A 17,608-nucleotide genomic window follows, 5' to 3' on the forward strand; every position below is an offset into this window, starting at 1 on the left:
CGGGCAGTTCTGCAAGGGTGATGCGCCCCACCGCATGATGGGGCGCAGGCCGGCGGGCCGGGTTCCGGCCATGCCCGGAAGGCTCAGCGGGAGAGCAGATTGGCTTTCGCGAGGTCGAGAACCTCATCGCCGCGCCCGCTCATCACCGCGCGCAGGGCCCACAGGCCGAAGCCCTTCACCTGCTCGATATTGATGGTGGGCGGCATGGAGAGCTCCTGCTTGGCCGTCACCACATCCAGAACCGCAGGGCCATCATGGGCCAGAATGTCCTTGATGGCGCCATCCAGCTCGCCCGGGTCTTCCACCCGCACGCCATGAATGCCCATGGCCCGCGCCATGGCGGCAAAGTCCGGGTTGTCGAGATCGGTGCCGATCTCGACAAAGCCGTTGGCCTTCATCTCCAGCGCCACGAAGCCGAGCACGCCATTGTTGAAGATGACGACCTTCACCGGCAGCTTTTCCTGGCTCAGGGTGATGAGGTCTCCCATCAGCATGGTGAAGCCGCCATCGCCGGAAAGGGAAATGACCTGCCGCTTCGGCTGCGCCGCCTGAATGCCCAGGGCCTGCGGCATGGCATTGGCCATGGAGCCATGGACCAGAGAGCCGGTCATGCGCCGCTTGCCATTCATCTTGAGATAGCGCGCCGCCCAGATGGTGGGCGTGCCGACATCAAAGGTGAAGGCCGCATCCTCGGCGGCATTCTCGCTGACCAGACGGGCGAGATATTGCGGATGGATGATCTTCGAGCCGGCCTTGCCCTCGGCCAGGTCATCCAGCCCGGCGCGCACCTTTTTGTAGCGGGCGAGGGCCTCATCCAGATGCTTGCTGTCGGTCTTCTGCTCCAGCTTCGGCAGCAGGGCCTCCAGCGTTGCGCCCACATCGCCCACAAGCCCCAGCTCAAGCGCGCAACGCCGGCCGAGCTGCTCGGGGCGGATGTCGATCTGCGCGATCCGGATGCCGGTGGGCAGGAACTGCTTGTAGGGGAAATCGGTTCCCAGCAGCACCAGCGTGTCACAGGCATGCATCGCCTCATAGCCGGAGGCGAAGCCGATGAGGCCGGTCATGCCCACATCATAGGGGTTGTCATATTCCACATGCTCCTTGCCGCCGAGCGCGTGGACGATGGGGCTTTTCAGCTTCTCCGCGAAGGCCAGAAGCGGGGCATGCGCCCCCGCGCAACCGCGTCCGCAGAACAGGGTGACGCGTTTGGCATCATTCAGAAGCTGCGCCAGCGCATCCAGATCCGTCTCGCAGGGGCGCACGACAGGGGTGGGCGGCAGCAGGCCGGCGACGCTGGAAAGCGCATGGGCCGGTGCTTCCTTCAGCGCGATATCCCCGGGAATGACGATGACCGCAACGCCCCGCTTGCCCACCGCGGCGCGGATGGCGTTTTCCAGCACGAACGGCATCTGCGCCGGGTCTGAAACCAGCTCGCAATAGACGCTGCATTCCTGAAACAGGTTCTGCGGGTGGGTTTCCTGAAAATAGCCGCCGCCGATCTCGCCGGAGGGAATCTGCGCGGCAATGGCCAGAACCGGAGTGCGGCTGCGCTGGGCATCGAACAGGCCGTTGATGAGGTGCAGGTTGCCCGGCCCGCAGGAGCCCGCGCACACGGCCAGCTTGCCCGTGACCTGGGATTCGCCCGCCGCCGCAAAGGCCGCGACTTCCTCATGGCGCGTGTGGACCCAGCGGATGGTGCCGGTGCTGCGGATGGCTTCCGTCAGCCCGTTCAGGCTGTCGCCCACCACGCCGTAAATGCGTTCCACGCCTGCTGTCTGCAGGGTGGAGACAATCAGGTCCGCAACGTTCTTTGCCATAGTTCTCGCCTTGTTTTTCGTGTGTTGCACGCGCGCAGGATGAAACATGGACGCGACCACACTGTGACCTGTCGCCCGCAGGCGCGGATGCCGCAGCCCGCTTTGACTCAGAGCGGAGCCGTGGCCTGGTGCAGCCATTCCCGGGCGGACCCGTCCTCCACGAGGGGGCCGACCTCCAGCCGGATGCGCAGATGATAGGCATCCACCATCGCCCGTTCGGCCGGGGTGAGGAGGGCGGTGTCGATCAGCCGGCGGTCATAGGGGGCAAGGGTCAGCGTCCCGAAGCCGAGGCAGGGCTTTTCCGCGCCTTCCACCGTGCGTGGCTCCACCAGCAGGAGGTTCTCGATGCGGATGCCATAGGCCCCGGTGCGGTAATAGCCCGGCTCGTTGGAGAGGATCATGCCGGCCTTCAGCGGCACATGGCCCAGCTGGGAGATGCGCGCGGGCCCTTCATGCACGGAAAGCCCGGCACCCACGCCATGGCCGGTGCCATGGGCAAAATCCAGCCCCGCCGCCCACAGGAACTGCCGTGCCAGCGGGTCCAGCTGCGCGCCGGTTGCGCCCTGCGGGAAAATGGCGGCGCCAAGTGCCAGATGTCCCTTCAGCACCAGCGTGTAATGGCGGCGCATGTCGGCCGTTGGCGTGCCCACCGCCATGGTGCGGGTCACATCGGTGGTGCCATCGGGATATTGCGCGCCGGAATCGAGCAGGAACAGCTCATGGGGATGCAGGGCGCGATTGGTGGCGCGGGTCACGCGATAATGGACAATGGCGCCATTCTCACCCGCCCCGGCAATGGTGGGGAAGGAGACGTCCCGCAGCTCTCCGGTGTCGCGGCGAAAGGTTTCCAGCGCCTCCACCACATCAATCTCGGTGAGGGTGCCCTTGCCGGATTCGCTGTCGAACCACGCCAGAAAGCGCACCAGCGCCACGCCATCGCGCAGATGGGCGGCGCGCATGCCGGCAATCTCGGCCGGGTTCTTCACAGCCTTGAGATGGGTGATGACATCCTCGCCCTTCTGGGCGGTGCCGCCCGCGGCGGAGATGATGTCGGCCAGCGCCACGGGAGCGGTTGCCGCATCCACGCGGATGGTGCGGCCTTCGGCAAATTGCGCCAGATGCGGCTGAAGGGCGCTCACCGGGTGGATGCCGGCAAAGGGGGCAAGGGCATGGGCCACATGGGCCGGCAGCTTGGCCTCTTCCACGAACAGGTCCGCCTTGCCCTCCCGCGGCACGATGCACCAGGCCAGCGGCAGTGGCGTGTGGGCCACATCCGCCCCGCGAATATTGAACAGCCATGCCGTGCAGTGCGGGTCTGAAAGCAGCAGGCCATCCAGCTTCTGGCGTTCCATCTCCTCGCGGACGATGCGCAGCTTGGCGCTGCTGTCTTCCCCCGCTATGGCGAGGTCCTGCAGGCGGATGGGCGCGCAGGGCGGGGCGGGGCGATCGGTCCAGATGGCGGCGACAGGATCATCCGGCGCGGCCAGCAGGGTGGCCTGCGCCTGTTCGGCCGCGCGGGCAAGGCGGGCGCGGCCATCCAGCGTGGTGCGCCAGGGGTCGAAACCCATGCGGGCGCCCTTGGGCAGATGGGTGGCGAGCCATTCTTCCGGGCGCATGTCCGCCAGCGGCACCACCTCATACGCGCCGGTATCGACCTGCGCGGGCGCCTGAAGCGTATAGCGCCCGTCCACGAACAGTGCCGTGCGGTCCTTCAGCACCACCAGCATGCCGGCAGAGCCGGTGAAGCCGGTGAGCCAGGCCAGGCGTTCCTCGCAGGGGGGCACATATTCGTTCTGGTGGGCATCGGCGCGGGGCACCACATAGCCATCCAGCCCCCGCGCGGCCAGTGCTCCGCGCAGGGCCGCAAGCCGGGCGGGGCCGGCTGCGCCATCGGCAAGGTCTTCAAAGGTCTGGAAAACCGCCTTGAAGCGGTGGGGGGCATGCGCGCTCATGGGGGGCCTGTTCTGGCGGGACAAATCGTTCGCCGAACATAGACCGGAAAGCGCGACGAGGGGTACCGGGGGCAGGCGGAAAGTTGAAAATACAGGCTCTTTTCAGCCCGCGCCGGTTCCATCCGGCATTCCGGTGCCCCATGGCGCGCGAGGGCTGCGCCATGGGGCGGGAACTTCAGCTGTGGGAGAAGATGTCCTGGTCTTCCCAGCCTGCCAGATCCAGCGTGGCGCGGGCGGGCAGGAAGGCGAAGCAGGCGGCGGCAAGCCCGGTGCGCCCCTCGCGCGCCAGCATCACTTCCAGCTTCTCCTTCAGCGCATGCAGATAGAGCACGTCGGAGGCGGCATAGGCGAGCTGGGCATCGGTGAGCTTGTCATTGCCCCAGTCCGAGCTTTGCTGCTGCTTGGAGATGTCGACGCTCAGCAGCTCGCGCAGAAGCTCCTTCAGGCCGTGGCGGTCGGTATAGGTGCGCACGAGCCGCGAGGCGATCTTGGTGCACCACACCGGCTGCGGCATCACCCGGAAGGTCTGCTGGAGAACGGCGATGTCAAACCGTCCGAAGTGGAACAGCTTGGTCACGTTCGGGTCGGCCAGCAGGCGGGTCAGGTTCGGCGCGCTCTGGGCATTGGCACCCTGCGGAATCTGCACCAGATCCGCCGTGCCATCGCCATTGGAGAGCTGCACCAGACACAGCCGGTCGCGGAAAGGGTTGAGGCCCATGGTCTCGGTGTCGATGGCGACGATGGGGGCGGCAACGAAATCATCGGGCAGATCGCCCTGATGCAGGCGGATGGTCATGCGCGTTCTGTCTTTTTCCGCAGGAAGGAGAGGGGGAAGCTATGCGCGCACCACGGCAAAGCGCAAGTGCCGCGGGCCACACGGCATACATTTCCTGCATCCGCGCGGCCTATTCATCCAGAAGCAGGGTCTTCTGGCGCACGGGGGCGAAGGAATGGCGGTGGTGCGGGCAGGGGCCATGCGCCCGCAGGGCCGCCAGATGCGCGGGCGTGCCATAACCCATATGTCGCTCGAACCCATAGGCGGGGAACTGCGCCCCGAGACGGGTCATCAGCCTGTCCCGCACCACTTTGGCAACAATGGAGGCCGCAGCGATGGAGGCGACGAGATTGTCTCCGCCCACAATGGTTTCAACCCTGCAGGCCGCCGGGGGCGGGTCATTGCCATCCACCAGAACCAGCGCCGGCGCGCGCGGCAGGGCGGCGATCGCCTGCGCCAGCGCCCACAGGGTGGCCTGGCGGATATTGTCCCGGTCGATCCGCGCGGGCGGGGCGAGGGCGATGCCAATGTCCGCATGGGCGCAGATCTCCGCATAGAGGATATCGCGGCGCCGGGCGCTGAGCTTCTTGGAATCGGCCAGTCCCTGCGGCACATGCGCGGGGTCGAGAATCACCGCGGCGGCCACCACCGGCCCGGCCAGTGGCCCGCGCCCCACCTCATCCGCGCCGGCGATCGGGGCATGGAGCGGATCGAGCACAGGCTGGGCATAGAGGGCCTGCTCACGGGTGAAGTCCAGCCCGGGCGCGGTGATTCTGGAACGGGGGCGGGTGGCCATGAAAGCTCCGGCAGGGGAATGAGAGAGGTTCCATAGCATGGGCGCTGCATGGATGCAGGGGGTCAGGATGCTGCCGTCTCACCGGGTCCAGTGGCCTGGGGCATCAGCAGGGCGCGGTTCTTCTGCACGGCTTCCACGATGAAATCCGCCGCCACGCGGATGCGCGCCAGATCGCGCGTATCGGCATGGGTGAGCAGCCAGAAGCTGCGTGTGAGCTGCACCTCCTGCGCCAGCACCGGCACCAGTGCGTCATCCTCCTTTCCCGCGAACAGGTCTCCCATGAAGCAGGGCAGCACGCAGATGCCCGCGCCGCCGCGCGTGGCGGTGAGCTGGGCCACCAGGCTGGAGCTTTTCACCCGCACCCGCAGATCGCGCGCCACCAGCGGCGCATAGTCCAGCTCCGGCGTATAGATCAGGTCATCCACATAGCCGATGAAGGGATGGCGGGAGAGCTGGGCGCGGCTGGTGATCGCGTCATGGCGGGCAAGATAGCCCCGCGCCGCATACAGGCGCAGGCGATAATCGGTGAGCTTGCGGGCATGAAGCCGCCCGGTGGCGGGGCGGTTCAGCGAGATGGCGATATCCGCCTCGCGTCTTGAAAGGGAAAACAGGCGTGGCATGGCCAGAAGCTGGATGTCGAGATCCGGATGCGCCATGGCCAGCCCGGCGATGCGTGGGGCAAGGAAGAAGATGCCCAGCCCATCCGGCACGCCGATGCGCACCGTGCCTGAAGCGCCCAGATCCGCCCCGCCAATGGCGCCCTGCGCCGCCAGCGCCAGACTTTCCATGCCCTCGGCCGCAACCAGAAGCCGCTCACCCGCGCGGGTGAGATCATAGCCGCGCGGGCTGCGGTCAAACAGTTTCGCCCCGAGGCGGGTTTCCAGAATGGCGATGCGCCGGCTCACCGTGGAATGCTCGACACCCAGCCGGCTGGCTGCCACGGTGAGCCGGCCGGCCCGCGCCACGCCCAGAAAGAAGCGCAGGTCCGACCAGTCGAAGTCTCCGGGCGGGGATGAATGGGCCGCATGGGCCGGGGGCGTTGGAGCATCAGGCATGGGTGGATGTTCTGTCTGTCAATTTTTGCACATTGTCAGTGCGAAAATTGCCGTATCTGTGCGCGGAAAGATAGAGCATCCTCTCTCTCAAGGCTCCATGCGCGCTCAACCACAGCGCGCGAGCGTGAGCCGGCACACAAGACGGCAGCCTGTTGCCAGCCGTTATGGAAGCGCGAAGAGGAGAGAAGTCCATGCGTGAGATCGGTCATTTCATTGGCGGCAAGCATGTGCGCGGCACATCCGGTCGCAAGGCGGATGTCTTCGAGCCGATGACCGGCGATGTGATCGCGACCGTGGATCTGGCCACCAAGGCCGAGTTGCGGGCCGCGGTGGAGAATGCCAAGGCCGCCCAGCCGGCATGGGGCGCCACCAATCCGCAGCGCCGCGCCCGCGTGCTGATGAAATTCCTTGAGCTGGTGCAGCGCGATTATGACGCGCTGGCCGAGCTGCTCGCCCGCGAGCATGGCAAGACCATTCCCGATGCCAAGGGCGATATCCAGCGCGGGCTGGAAGTTGTCGAATTCTCCCTCGGCATTCCCCATCTGATGAAGGGCGAATATACGGAAGGCGCCGGCCCGGGCATCGATATCTATTCCATGCGCCAGCCGCTCGGCGTGGTGGCCGGCATTACCCCGTTCAACTTCCCGGCCATGATTCCCATGTGGAAGTTCGGCCCGGCCATTGCCGCCGGCAATGCCTTCATCCTCAAGCCTTCCGAGCGTGACCCGGGCGTGCCCATGCGTCTGGCCGAGCTGATGATCGAGGCAGGCCTGCCGGCCGGCATCCTCAATGTGGTGAATGGCGACAAGGATGTCGTGGATGCCATCATCGATGATCCGGACGTGAAGGCCATCGGCTTTGTCGGCTCCTCGCCGATCGCCGAATATATCTATGGCCGCGGCTGCGCCAACGGCAAGCGCGTGCAGGCTTTCGGCGGCGCCAAGAACCACATGATCATCATGCCGGACGCCGACATGAACCAGGTGGCGGATGCCCTTATCGGCGCGGGCTATGGCTCGGCGGGCGAGCGCTGCATGGCCATCTCGGTCGCGGTTCCGGTGGGCGAGGATACCGCCAACCGGCTGGTGGAAGCGCTGGTGCCGCGCGTGGAAGCGCTCAAGATCGGCCCCTCCACCGATGTGAACGCCGATTTCGGCCCGCTGGTGACGCGTGAGGCGCTCAACCGCGTGAAGTCCTATGTGGAGGCCGGTGTCTCCGAGGGTGCCAAGCTGCTGGTCGATGGCCGCAACTTCACCATGCAGGGCTATGAGAACGGCTTCTATATGGGCGGCTGCCTGTTCGACCATGTGACGACAGACATGCGCATCTACAAGGAAGAGATCTTCGGCCCGGTGCTCTCGATCGTCCGCGCGAAGGACTATCAGGAAGCCCTGCGCCTGCCCACCGAGCATGAATATGGCAATGGCGTTGCGATCTATACCCGCGATGGTGATGCGGCCCGCGATTTCGCGGCCAAGGTGGATGTGGGCATGGTGGGTGTGAACGTGCCGATCCCGGTTCCGATTGCCTATTACACCTTCGGCGGCTGGAAGCGCTCTGGTTTCGGCGATCTCAACCAGCATGGCGCGGATGGTATCCGCTTCTATACCAAGACCAAGACGGTCACCTCGCGCTGGCCTTCCGGCATCAAGGATGGTGCGGACTTCGTGATCCCCACCATGGGCTGAGCCGCTTCAGGCACAGGCCTGCCGGCTCTGCGGAGCCGGCAGGCCGCCTGAGGGTGGCAGGGTGGGAAGAGGTGTGGTGCGCACCTCCTGGCTCTCTCACGCCTCTTTCCACCCCCCTTTCATGTGTCCTGAACGAGGTTGCACGGCCGGGCCCTCCGCCCCGCCGATGCCGGCCTCGATATGACCCGTGCGGCCCTGTGGCCGCAGCTTGGGCAGGACGATCTGGCGAAGACGGGATCGGGAAGATCATGCGCGATCTGCGCCTGCGCCGGATTCCCGAGGCTTCCAACGCAATCGGGCCGCCCATCATTTCCCGCGCGCTGATCGCGCGGGGCCGGGCGCCGCCTGAGGGAAGCTTGGTGCAAGGCGACGCAAGGACGCCGGCGCCAGACAGGCGCAATGACACGCAACTCCAGTGTTTCTGGGAGGAAACAGCATGGCACATATCGCTTTTATCGGCCTTGGGAACATGGGTGGACCCATGGCCGGAAATCTCGTCAAGGCCGGCCATCAGGTGAGCGGCTTCGATCTCTCGCCCGCCGCGATTGAAGCGGCGCAGGCGCGTGGGGTCTCCATTGCTGAAAGTGCCGCGGCAGCGGTGGGGCAGGCGGATGTGGTGGTCACCATGCTGCCCTCCGGCCGCCATGTCCTGGGGGCGCTCACGGGCGAGAACGGACTGCTCTCCAAGGCACCGGCGGGCACGCTGTTCATTGATTCCTCCACCATTGACGTGGCCTCGGCCCGCGCTTTCCACGAGGCGGCGCAAAAGGCCGGCCACAAAAGCGTGGATGCTCCGGTTTCCGGGGGCGTGGGTGGCGCGGAAGCGGCAACCCTCACCTTCATGGCGGGCGGCGCAGATGCCGATTTCGCCGGGGCCCGCCCCTATCTGGAACTGATGGGCAAGAAGATCGTCCATTGCGGCGGAGCCGGTGCCGGGCAGGCGGCGAAGATCTGCAACAACATGATCCTCGGCATTTCGATGATCGCCGTTTCCGAGGCCTTCGTGCTGGGCGAGAAGCTCGGCCTGTCGCATCAGGCGCTGTTTGATGTGGCGTCCACCTCATCCGGCCAGTGCTGGTCTCTCAATACCTATTGCCCGGTACCGGGCCCGGTGCCCACCAGCCCGGCCAACCGGGATTATGTGCCGGGCTTTGCCGCCGCGCTCATGCTGAAGGATCTGCGCCTGTCGCAGGATGCGGCGGGTGAGGCCGGCGCCGCCACCCCGCTCGGCGCCGCCGCCACAGAGCTCTATACCCGCTTTGCGGAAAGTGGACATGAAGGCACGGATTTCTCCGGCATCGTCCGCTGGCTGCGCGAGAACAAGGGTGAGTGACATCACCCCTTCCCGGCGGGGCTGTCTCCGCCGGGAAGGGGGTCACAGTTCCTGATACATCACCAGCGCATCCACATATCCGCGCTGCGGGTGGAGAAAGGCGCGGGGCAGACGGCCGGCTGTTTCAAACCCGCAGGCCTGCCACAGCTTCACGGCCTGCACATTGGTGCTCACCACCAGATTGAACTGCATCGCCCTGTAGCCGCGTGCCCGGGCTTGCGCGAGGGCATGCTGGCACATGCGCCGGCCAATGCCGCGCCCGCCCGCCTGTGCGCCAACCATGAAGCCGCAATTGCACACATGCCCGCCACCGCCACCCCGCGGCTGGTTCGGACGCAGATAATATGTGCCGAGCACCGGGCTTGCGGCCTGCTCCTCATCCTGCGCGACAAAAACCTCATTTTCCGCACCCAGCCAGTAGGCCAGCGCATCATCCCGGCCCATGTCCCGTGGCAGGGGATAGCTTTCGCCCGCCCGGATGACGGGGGCGAGGATGCACCATATGGCATCGCAATCTTCGGCGCGGGCAGGGCGGATCAGCATCTGGGTTCCATGCGGCAGGTGGCAGGCACGGGCAGGCTGCCACAGGCCGGGACGCAAGCCTAGGGGATGCGGGATGCTATAGCGCAAAATATGTGATTCGAAATATCCCGGCCCGCGGATCCGGAAAAGGCGGGCACAGGGAAACATGGTAGCAGCGGGCGGACTTGAACCGCCGACCTCCGGGTTATGAATCCGGCGCTCTCACCAACTGAGCTACGCTGCCAAACCGGTGCCGAAGCACTGTTGTGCATCAGCAGAGGCGGCATATAGGAACGGGAACGCGCTCCTGTCAAGAAAGCAGAAGCTTGTTCACACCGCGTTCTTGCGAATGCGCACAAGCTTGAAGAAGCCGACCGGGAAAACCGGGGAAATCTCGATCACTTCCATGTCGTCATACTTGGCGGCCCAGTTGCGCAGGCGGCTGGCCTTGAAGGCGATGGACCAGCCCACCTTCTTCACCAGCGGGGCAAGCGCCTGCTCGATATGCATCACCGGGCCGTCATCGGCGCCCAGCTTGGAGGCGACGATGATCTCTCCGCCGGGCTTGAGCACACGGTGCATCTCATCCAGCGCCCCTTCCGGGTCCGGCACAAGGGTGATGACGAAGGGGACAGTCACGGCATCGAAGCTGTGGTCCGCAAAGCCAAGATTGCAGGCATCCATGGCGGCCAGCAGGCCCACCTGCCCGAGATGGCGCGCGACCTTCTTGTCAACGGCCTTGCGCAGCATGTCGGCGGAAAGATCGATGCCGGTCACGCGGCAGTGGTGCGGATAATAGGGCAGCACAAGACCGGTGCCGACACCCACCTCAAGAATGTTCGGGCCGCATCGGGCGGCGGTGGCGGCAGCCTTGCGCTGGGCATCCGCGAGCAGCTTCACATAGACCTTGTCATAGATCGGGGCCCATTTGGCATAAGCCCGCTTCTGGCCTTCAAGATCGTACTGAACCGCCATTTTCATCTCTCTCCGCCCTGTCCCTGCGGCCCCGCGCGTGCGCGCTGCATGGGGCCGGAATCATCTCCGGCTCTGACACAGTGCCTATAGCCGGCAGCCCTTGCCGATATGTTTCAGGCCACCCGCGCAATGTCATTCATCATGCGTTGTGCCCGGAAAATGGTGCCGCCTCCCAGAAGGCGCGCGCCGGGGCCGAGCCTTTCATAGAACACGCAGGCCTGGCCGGGGGCGACGCCCTCCTCGCCACTGGCCAGATGCACCAGCGCCGTTCCATCCTCTCCCATGCCCAGCTGGGCGGGAACAGGGGGACGGGTGGAGCGCACCTTCACATAAACCTCGTCACCCGCCCTGCAGGCCACCTCGAAAGGCAGGTCGCCGATCCAGTTCACATCCCGGATCGCGATGGTGCGCACGGCCAGAGCCTCTCGCGGGCCGACGCGGACCTCCTGCCGGGCCGCATCGATCCCCACCACATAAAGCGGCTCGGGCGCGGCGATGCCCAGACCCTTGCGCTGGCCGATGGTGTAATGCACCACGCCGCGATGGCGGCCCAGCACGCGTCCGTCCATATGCACAATGTCGCCGGGCTCCACGGCCTCGGGGCGCAGGCGCTCCACCACCTCGGCATAATTGCCGCCGGGTACGAAGCAGATGTCCTGGCTGTCCGGCTTGTCGGCCACGTCCAGTCCCATGGAAAGGGCGAGGGCGCGTACATCCGGCTTGCTCATGTGGCCCAGCGGAAAGCGGACCCGCTGCAACTGGGCGGCCGTGGTGGCATAGAGGAAATAGCTCTGGTCGCGGTTTTCATCCGCGCCGCGATAGAGGGCGCGCCGCCCGTCCGGCAAGGCGCGGGTTTCCACATAGTGGCCGGTGGCCAGAACCTGTGCGCCCAGATCCTCGGCGGTGGCCAGCAGGTCGCGGAACTTCACGGTGCGGTTGCAGTCCACACAGGGAATGGGGGTGATGCCGGAGGCGTAGCTGTCGGCGAAGCGGTTGATGACCTCCTCGCGGAAGCGGCTCTCATAATCCAGCACATAGTGGGGAATGCCCAGCGTGCGCGCGACCTCGGAGGCGTCATAGATGTCCTGCCCCGCACAGCAGGCCCCGCGCTTCTGCGCCATCTCGCCATGGTCATAAAGCTGGAGGGTGACGCCGATGACATCGTAGCCCGCTTTGGCCAGCAGCCCGGCCACCACGGAGGAATCCACCCCGCCGGACATGGCCACCACCACGCGGATGGAAGCCGGGTCTCCAGCAAGGTCGAGAAGGCCGGGGCCCGGAGGGGGCGGGGCAGAATGGGTCGGGTCCAGGGTCATGCTTGGGTCTTCAGGCGCCAGAGCTGCGGCGTGTTCTTTCTGGTTGCACCCTTCATGACCACCGGGCAAGGCGAAAATGAAAGATGACGACATATGACGGGCCGGAAAGGCCCTTTTGCGGCGGTTCCGGGTTTATAGCAGCAAGAATCCCGCCCGCGTGGGAGAAATGGCGCACTGCCCCCTCAGCCCGGCGGTTTTTGGCACCCGAGGGCGCAGCTGTTACCTGCGGGCCACATTCCGGGTCGACTCCGCCTCATCCCCTCCACCCTCGAACACCGCCACCAGTGCGCGGCGAATGGCGGACTGGCGCGCGGCGGCCGTGATCTTCGCCCCCATCAGGTCGGTGACATAGAACACGTCCACCGCCCGTTCGCCAAATGTGGCGATATGGGCCGAGGCGATATTCAGATTGAGCTTTGAAAGCCGGGTTGTCAGCTCGAACAGCAAGCCGGGCCGGTCCAGCCCTGTCACCTCCACCACGGTGTGGCGGTTGGACCAGGCATTGTTGACCGTCACTTCCGGCTCCACAGAGAAGGTCTTGCGGCCCTTGGGCAGCTTGCGGGCGATCATCTCCGGCAGGCGCACCTGTCCGGCCAGCGCCTGCTCCACCGCCTCGCACACCTTGTGGGCACGGCGCTCCTCGTCCTCATCCTGCTCGAAAGTGCGGCGGATAGCGATGGTATCCAGCGCAAAGCCATTGGTGGTGGTGGAAATATGGGCGTCCACAATATTCGCCCCGGCCATGGCGCAAGCCCCGGCAATGACCGAGAGCAGCTTGGGATGGTCCGGCGCCAGCACGGTGAGAATGGTGACCCCGCGCTCCGGCTCCAGAGTGGACTGGGTGGAGATGGTCTTTTCCGCCTCCTCCGCCTCGGCAATGAAGCGGGCATGGCGAATGCGGGTGTCCAGATCTGTGCGCAGCCAGTAGGGCGGGTAATGCCGCTCCATATAGATGTCGAGCTTCTGCGCCGGCCACTCGGCCTCCAGTGCATGGCGCAACTGGCTTTGCGAGGCGGCAACGCGCTTGGCCCGGTCCACCTCCGAGAAGCCGCCGGTGAGCACCGGCTCGGTTTCATAATAGAGGGTGCGGATGAGTTCGGCCTTCCAGCCATTCCATGTGCCGGGGCCGACCGCACGAATATCCGCAGTGGTGAGGATGGTCAGCAGCTTCAGCCGCTCCAGCGATTGCACGACGGCGGCAAATTTCTCAATCGTCTTGCGGTCGGACAGGTCGCGGGACTGGGCGACGGTGGACATGACGAGATGCTCTTCCACCAGCCATGCGACCGTCTCCGTTTCCGAGGCGCTGAGGCCGAAACGCGGGCACAGGCGGCGCGCGATGCGCGCGCCGGCAATGGAATGGTCCTCCGGCCGGCCCTTGGCGATGTCATGCAGCAGCAGCGCCACATAGAGCAGGGTGCGGTTCTTCACCGTGCCCATCAGCTCATGGGCCAGATCGGTTTCCGGGTTATCCCCCCGCTCGATCTCCGAAAGAATGCCGATGCAGCGCAGCAGATGCTCGTCCACCGTATAATGGTGGTACATGTTGAACTGCATCATGGCCACGACCTTGCCGAACTCGGGCACGAAGCGCCCCAGAACGCCGGTCTCGTTCATGCGGCGCAGCACGGTTTCCGGCGCGTTCCTGGAGGAGAGGATCTCCAGGAACAGGCGGTTGGCCTCCGGGTTTTCCCGCAGGCGGGCATCGATCAGGGACAGCGAGCGCGCGGCAAGGCGCATCACATCCGGATGCAGGGCCAGATTGCGCTTGTCGGCAATGTGGAACATCCGCAGCAGATTGACCGGATCGCGCTGGAACACATCCTGATCGACCGCATTCAGCCGGTTGTTGTCCAGCACGAAGTCCGGGCATTCCTTCAGCACGGTGCGGCGTGAGCCGGGGCGCAGGCGCTGCACAAGGCCGCGCAGGCCGGGCACCTGCTTGTCATGCCGGGCTTCCAGCGCGGCGGAGAGCAGGGCGGTGAGGTCGCCCACATCCTTCGCCACGAGGAAATAGTGCTTCATGAAGCGTTCCACGTCGCGCTGGCCGGGATGTTCGGTATAGCCGAGGCGGCGGGCCATTTCCCGTTGCAGGTCGAAGGAGAGGCGGTCCTCTCCCCGGCCGGTGAGGAAATGCAGGTGGCAGCGCACGGACCACAGGAAGTCCTCGCAGCGGGTGAACAGGCGCGCTTCCTCGCGGGTGAAGACCTCCTTCGCCACGAGCTGGCTGGCTGTCTGGACGCGATAGACATATTTGGCGATCCAGAACAGCGTGTGCAGGTCCCGCAGCCCGCCCTTGCCATCCTTCACATTCGGCTCGACCCGGTAGCGGGACTGGCCGGCCCGGCGCAGGCGCTCCTCGCGCTCGGCCATCTTGGCGGCGACGAATTCGGCGGCGGTGCCATCCACCACCTCCTTGTCAAAGCGGGTCGCCAGATCGTCGAACAGCGCCCGGTCGCCCACCAGATAACGCGCCTCCAGAATCGAGGTGCGGATGGTGAAGTCCGCCCGCGCCTGCCGCAGGCACTCATCCACCGAGCGGGTGGCATGCCCCACCTTCAGCCCCAGATCCCACAGCATGTAGAGAATGGCTTCGGTGACACTCTCGCCCCATGCCGTCTGCTTGTAGGGCAGCAGGAAGAGGATATCGGTATCCGAGCCCGGCGCCAGCATGCCCCGGCCATAGCCACCCACCGCCGCAATCGCCATGCGCTCGGAGCGGGAGGGGTTGTCGGCAGGGTAGAGATAGGTGGTGGCGACCTCATAGGCGCCGGCGATCATCGCATCCTGAAAGGCCGAAAGCCGCATGGAGCAGCAGCGACCGCAGCCATCCTCGAACAACAGCCGCTCCGCCTCATCCCGCGCCTCCTGCATCGCCACCTTCAGATGCGCGACAATGGCATTGCGCAGATCCAGTATCCGTCCCTGATGGGCCTGGGCGATGGCGTGCATGTCCGCCTTGAGCCGGGTGCCCAGAAAGGGCTCGGTGATGGTGCGGTTGGGCTTGCGGGAGCGGGCAACAGGCATGTGGGGCGGTTCCGACCGCTGAGAACAGGAATCCGATGAATAGCGCAAAGCCGGCGCTGCCGCGAGAGGCGGAGCCGCGGCCGGGGATGAAATGCTGCACATGGAGTGGGCGTCTGGTGGGCATTCACCCCCATTGTGCCTGTTGAACGGGCATTGGGAGGCGCGGACATGAAAAAGGCGGCATTTCTGCCGCCTTGTCTCATGGAGCTGATGCCCAATCTCCCGCCATCCTCAGTTGTCGAGGAAGGAGCGCAGCTTGCGCGAGCGGGAGGGGTGCTTCAGCTTGCGCAGGGCCTTGGCCTCGATCTGGCGGATACGCTCACGCGTCACCGAGAACTGCTGGCCCACTTCCTCCAGCGTGTGGTCGGTGTTCATGCCGATGCCGAAGCGCATGCGCAGCACACGCTCCTCACGCGGGGTGAGGGAGGCAAGCACGCGGGTGGTGGTCTCGCGCAGATTGGACTGGATGGCCGCATCGATGGGCAGAACGGCGTTCTTGTCCTCGATGAAGTCGCCCAGATGCGAATCCTCCTCGTCGCCGATCGGCGTTTCGAGGGAGATCGGCTCCTTGGCGATCTTGAGCACCTTGCGCACCTTCTCCAGCGGCATGCCGAGCTTTTCGGCCAGCTCTTCCGGGGTCGGCTCGCGGCCGATCTCGTGGAGCATCTGGCGCGAGGTGCGCACGATCTTGTTGATCGTCTCGATCATGTGCACCGGGATGCGGATGGTGCGGGCCTGATCCGCGATGGAGCGGGTGATGGCCTGCCGGATCCACCAGGTGGCATAGGTCGAGAACTTGTAGCCGCGCCGGTACTCGAACTTGTCGACCGCCTTCATCAGGCCGATATTGCCTTCCTGGATGAGGTCCAGGAACTGCAGGCCGCGGTTCGTGTACTTCTTGGCGATGGAGATGACGAGGCGCAGATTGGCCTCCACCATTTCCTTCTTTGCCTGCCGGGCTTCCTTCTCGCCCTTCTGCACCATCTGGACGATCTTGCGGTACTCGGCGATTTCGAGGCCCGTTTCGGTCGCCAGCGCGTGGATGTCCCCGCGCAGGTTCTTGATGGTGTCCTTCTCGTGGGCGACGAAATTCTTCCACCCGCGCGTGCCCAGCTTGGAGACGCGCAGCAGCCATTTGGGATCGAGTTCCGAACCCAGATAGTTCTTCAGGAAGTCATCGCGCTTCACCCCATAGCTGTCGGCAAGGCGCAGCAGGCGGCCTTCCAGCGAGACGAGGCGCTTGTTGATCTCGTAGAGATGCTCCACCAGCGTGTCGATACGGGTCTGGTTGAGCGAGAGGCTCTTCATGTCGGCCACCAGCTCTTCCTTGAGCTTGCGGGCCTTGCGCTCCTGCGCCGGGGAGAGGGTCTCGTTCTTCAGCCGGGATTCGACATTCTGGTCCTGAAGGCGGCGCAGCTTGGTGTAGGACGAGGCGATGCGGTCGAAGGTTTCCAGCACCTTCGGCTTGATCTCCGCCTCCATTGCGGCGAGCGACAGGGAGTTTTCCATGTCGTCATCGTCATTGTCCGCATTGGCGTCCTCGCCCAGCTCGGCATCCTCGCCCTCTTCGCCACCGGGGGCGACGGGGGCTTTCGCCTCCGGGCCGGCATAGGTGGCCTCAAGGTCGATGATGTCGCGCAGCAGCACGCGCCCCTCGGTCAGCTCATCACGCCAGATGATGATGGCCTGGAAGGTCAGCGGGCTTTCGCACAGGCCGGCGATCATCGCCTCGCGGCCGGCCTCGATGCGCTTGGCGATGGCGATCTCGCCCTCGCGCGAGAGCAGCTCCACCGAACCCATCTCGCGCAGATACATGCGCACCGGGTCATCCGTGCGGTCAGCCGGCTCGGCCTTGGTCTCGCTCTTGGCAACAGCGCGTGAGGCGGCCGGGGCAATCTCGCCGCCCTCGACCTCCTCGGCCTCCTCGCCCTCGGCGTCCTCGGCGTTCTCCTCGCTGTCCTCGGCCTCGATGACATTGATGCCCATGTCATTGAGCAGGGCCAGAATATCCTCGATCTGTTCGGATGAGGTCACATCGGAAGGCATCACCGCATTGAGCTGCTCATGGGTGACATAGCCACGGCGCTTGGCGGTGTTGATCATCTTCCGGACGGTTGCGACCGAGAGGTCGAGCAACGGCCCGTCGGGGGCGTCGTTCTCCTTCTCGGGAGCTTCTGTCGTCTCGGCAGATTGTTTCGCCATGGACTTCTCCTGCTGATCTCACTGCCATCAGGCAGCGCAATGGCGGCGCGGTGCCGAGCCGTCGTCGCCCTGTCTTTCCCGGGCCGGGCGCTATTTCGCCACATGCCTTAAACGTCAAATGGTTAAGCCCGCCTGAACAGGCGGACAAAA

12 protein-coding genes and 1 tRNA gene are annotated in these 17,608 nt (G+C 65.3%); 2 read left to right on the forward strand and 11 right to left on the reverse strand.

Features of this window, described 5'->3' with window-relative positions:
* Window positions 1-83 precede the first annotated feature (83 nt).
* The 5 genes from poxB to ACT6QG_RS15080 all read right to left on the reverse strand — a co-directional run bounded on the left by poxB (window position 84) and on the right by ACT6QG_RS15080 (window position 6,395).
* Window positions 84-1,817, reverse strand: coding sequence for a ubiquinone-dependent pyruvate dehydrogenase (gene poxB / locus ACT6QG_RS15060; protein ID WP_444978405.1), 1,734 nt, complete (start codon window positions 1,815-1,817; stop codon window positions 84-86).
* A 107-nt stretch (window positions 1,818-1,924) separates the two neighbouring features.
* Window positions 1,925-3,769, reverse strand: coding sequence for an aminopeptidase P family protein (locus ACT6QG_RS15065; RefSeq protein WP_444978406.1), 1,845 nt, complete (start codon window positions 3,767-3,769; stop codon window positions 1,925-1,927).
* Between the two features lie 175 nt (window positions 3,770-3,944).
* Window positions 3,945-4,565, reverse strand: coding sequence for a ribonuclease D (locus ACT6QG_RS15070; protein WP_444978407.1), 621 nt, complete (start codon window positions 4,563-4,565; stop codon window positions 3,945-3,947).
* Window positions 4,566-4,674: 109 nt separating this feature from the next.
* The gene (rnhB, locus tag ACT6QG_RS15075; RefSeq protein WP_444978408.1) at window positions 4,675-5,340 is read right to left on the reverse strand and encodes a ribonuclease HII; all 666 of its coding nucleotides are present in this window, start codon (window positions 5,338-5,340) and stop codon (window positions 4,675-4,677) included.
* Between the two features lie 62 nt (window positions 5,341-5,402).
* The gene (locus tag ACT6QG_RS15080) at window positions 5,403-6,395 is read right to left on the reverse strand and encodes a LysR family transcriptional regulator (RefSeq protein ID WP_444978409.1); all 993 of its coding nucleotides are present in this window, start codon (window positions 6,393-6,395) and stop codon (window positions 5,403-5,405) included.
* A 191-nt stretch (window positions 6,396-6,586) separates the two neighbouring features.
* Between ACT6QG_RS15080 and ACT6QG_RS15085 the strand changes: the two genes are divergently transcribed.
* Complete coding sequence (locus ACT6QG_RS15085; protein WP_444978410.1) at window positions 6,587-8,083, forward strand: CoA-acylating methylmalonate-semialdehyde dehydrogenase; 1,497 nt, start codon at window positions 6,587-6,589, stop codon at window positions 8,081-8,083.
* Window positions 8,084-8,519: 436 nt separating this feature from the next.
* Complete coding sequence (mmsB, locus tag ACT6QG_RS15090) at window positions 8,520-9,416, forward strand: 3-hydroxyisobutyrate dehydrogenase (protein WP_444978411.1); 897 nt, start codon at window positions 8,520-8,522, stop codon at window positions 9,414-9,416.
* 42 nt (window positions 9,417-9,458) lie between these two features.
* On the opposite strand, the gene ACT6QG_RS15095 is transcribed toward mmsB, so the two are convergent.
* From ACT6QG_RS15095 to rpoD, 6 genes are all read right to left on the reverse strand, one after another.
* A complete protein-coding gene (locus tag ACT6QG_RS15095) occupies window positions 9,459-9,959 on the reverse strand; it encodes a GNAT family N-acetyltransferase (protein WP_444978412.1) in 501 nt (166 codons plus the stop codon).
* A 146-nt stretch (window positions 9,960-10,105) separates the two neighbouring features.
* Window positions 10,106-10,182 (reverse strand) — tRNA-Met (locus ACT6QG_RS15100).
* An 86-nt stretch (window positions 10,183-10,268) separates the two neighbouring features.
* A complete protein-coding gene (locus ACT6QG_RS15105; RefSeq protein ID WP_444978413.1) occupies window positions 10,269-10,913 on the reverse strand; it encodes a class I SAM-dependent methyltransferase in 645 nt (214 codons plus the stop codon).
* A gap of 113 nt (window positions 10,914-11,026) precedes the next feature.
* Window positions 11,027-12,229 carry a tRNA 2-thiouridine(34) synthase MnmA gene (gene mnmA / locus ACT6QG_RS15110; protein ID WP_444978414.1) on the reverse strand — a complete coding sequence of 401 codons (1,203 nt, stop codon included), beginning with the start codon at window positions 12,227-12,229 and terminating at the stop codon, window positions 11,027-11,029.
* Window positions 12,230-12,448: 219 nt separating this feature from the next.
* Window positions 12,449-15,256, reverse strand: a complete 2,808-nt coding sequence (locus tag ACT6QG_RS15115) for a [protein-PII] uridylyltransferase (RefSeq protein WP_444978415.1) — start codon at window positions 15,254-15,256, stop codon at window positions 12,449-12,451.
* Window positions 15,257-15,487: 231 nt separating this feature from the next.
* A complete protein-coding gene (gene rpoD / locus ACT6QG_RS15120; RefSeq protein WP_444978416.1) occupies window positions 15,488-17,458 on the reverse strand; it encodes an RNA polymerase sigma factor RpoD in 1,971 nt (656 codons plus the stop codon).
* Window positions 17,459-17,608 lie beyond the last annotated feature (150 nt).

Source organism: Haloleucobacter ellipsoideus, from assembly GCF_052491725.1.

What these genes read in the sequence shown, in the direction of transcription:
- poxB (WP_444978405.1), bottom strand. Translation starts at nt 1,817, where the DNA reads ATGGCAAAGAACGTTGCGGACCTGATTGTCTCCACCCTGCAGACAGCA.
- ACT6QG_RS15065 (WP_444978406.1), bottom strand. Translation starts at nt 3,769, where the DNA reads ATGAGCGCGCATGCCCCCCACCGCTTCAAGGCGGTTTTCCAGACCTTT.
- ACT6QG_RS15070 (WP_444978407.1), bottom strand. Translation starts at nt 4,565, where the DNA reads ATGACCATCCGCCTGCATCAGGGCGATCTGCCCGATGATTTCGTTGCC.
- rnhB (WP_444978408.1), bottom strand. Translation starts at nt 5,340, where the DNA reads ATGGCCACCCGCCCCCGTTCCAGAATCACCGCGCCCGGGCTGGACTTC.
- ACT6QG_RS15080 (WP_444978409.1), bottom strand. Translation starts at nt 6,395, where the DNA reads ATGCCTGATGCTCCAACGCCCCCGGCCCATGCGGCCCATTCATCCCCG.
- ACT6QG_RS15085 (WP_444978410.1), top strand. Translation starts at nt 6,587, where the DNA reads ATGCGTGAGATCGGTCATTTCATTGGCGGCAAGCATGTGCGCGGCACA.
- mmsB (WP_444978411.1), top strand. Translation starts at nt 8,520, where the DNA reads ATGGCACATATCGCTTTTATCGGCCTTGGGAACATGGGTGGACCCATG.
- ACT6QG_RS15095 (WP_444978412.1), bottom strand. Translation starts at nt 9,959, where the DNA reads ATGCTGATCCGCCCTGCCCGCGCCGAAGATTGCGATGCCATATGGTGC.
- ACT6QG_RS15105 (WP_444978413.1), bottom strand. Translation starts at nt 10,913, where the DNA reads ATGGCGGTTCAGTACGATCTTGAAGGCCAGAAGCGGGCTTATGCCAAA.
- mnmA (WP_444978414.1), bottom strand. Translation starts at nt 12,229, where the DNA reads ATGACCCTGGACCCGACCCATTCTGCCCCGCCCCCTCCGGGCCCCGGC.
- ACT6QG_RS15115 (WP_444978415.1), bottom strand. Translation starts at nt 15,256, where the DNA reads ATGCCTGTTGCCCGCTCCCGCAAGCCCAACCGCACCATCACCGAGCCC.
- rpoD (WP_444978416.1), bottom strand. Translation starts at nt 17,458, where the DNA reads ATGGCGAAACAATCTGCCGAGACGACAGAAGCTCCCGAGAAGGAGAAC.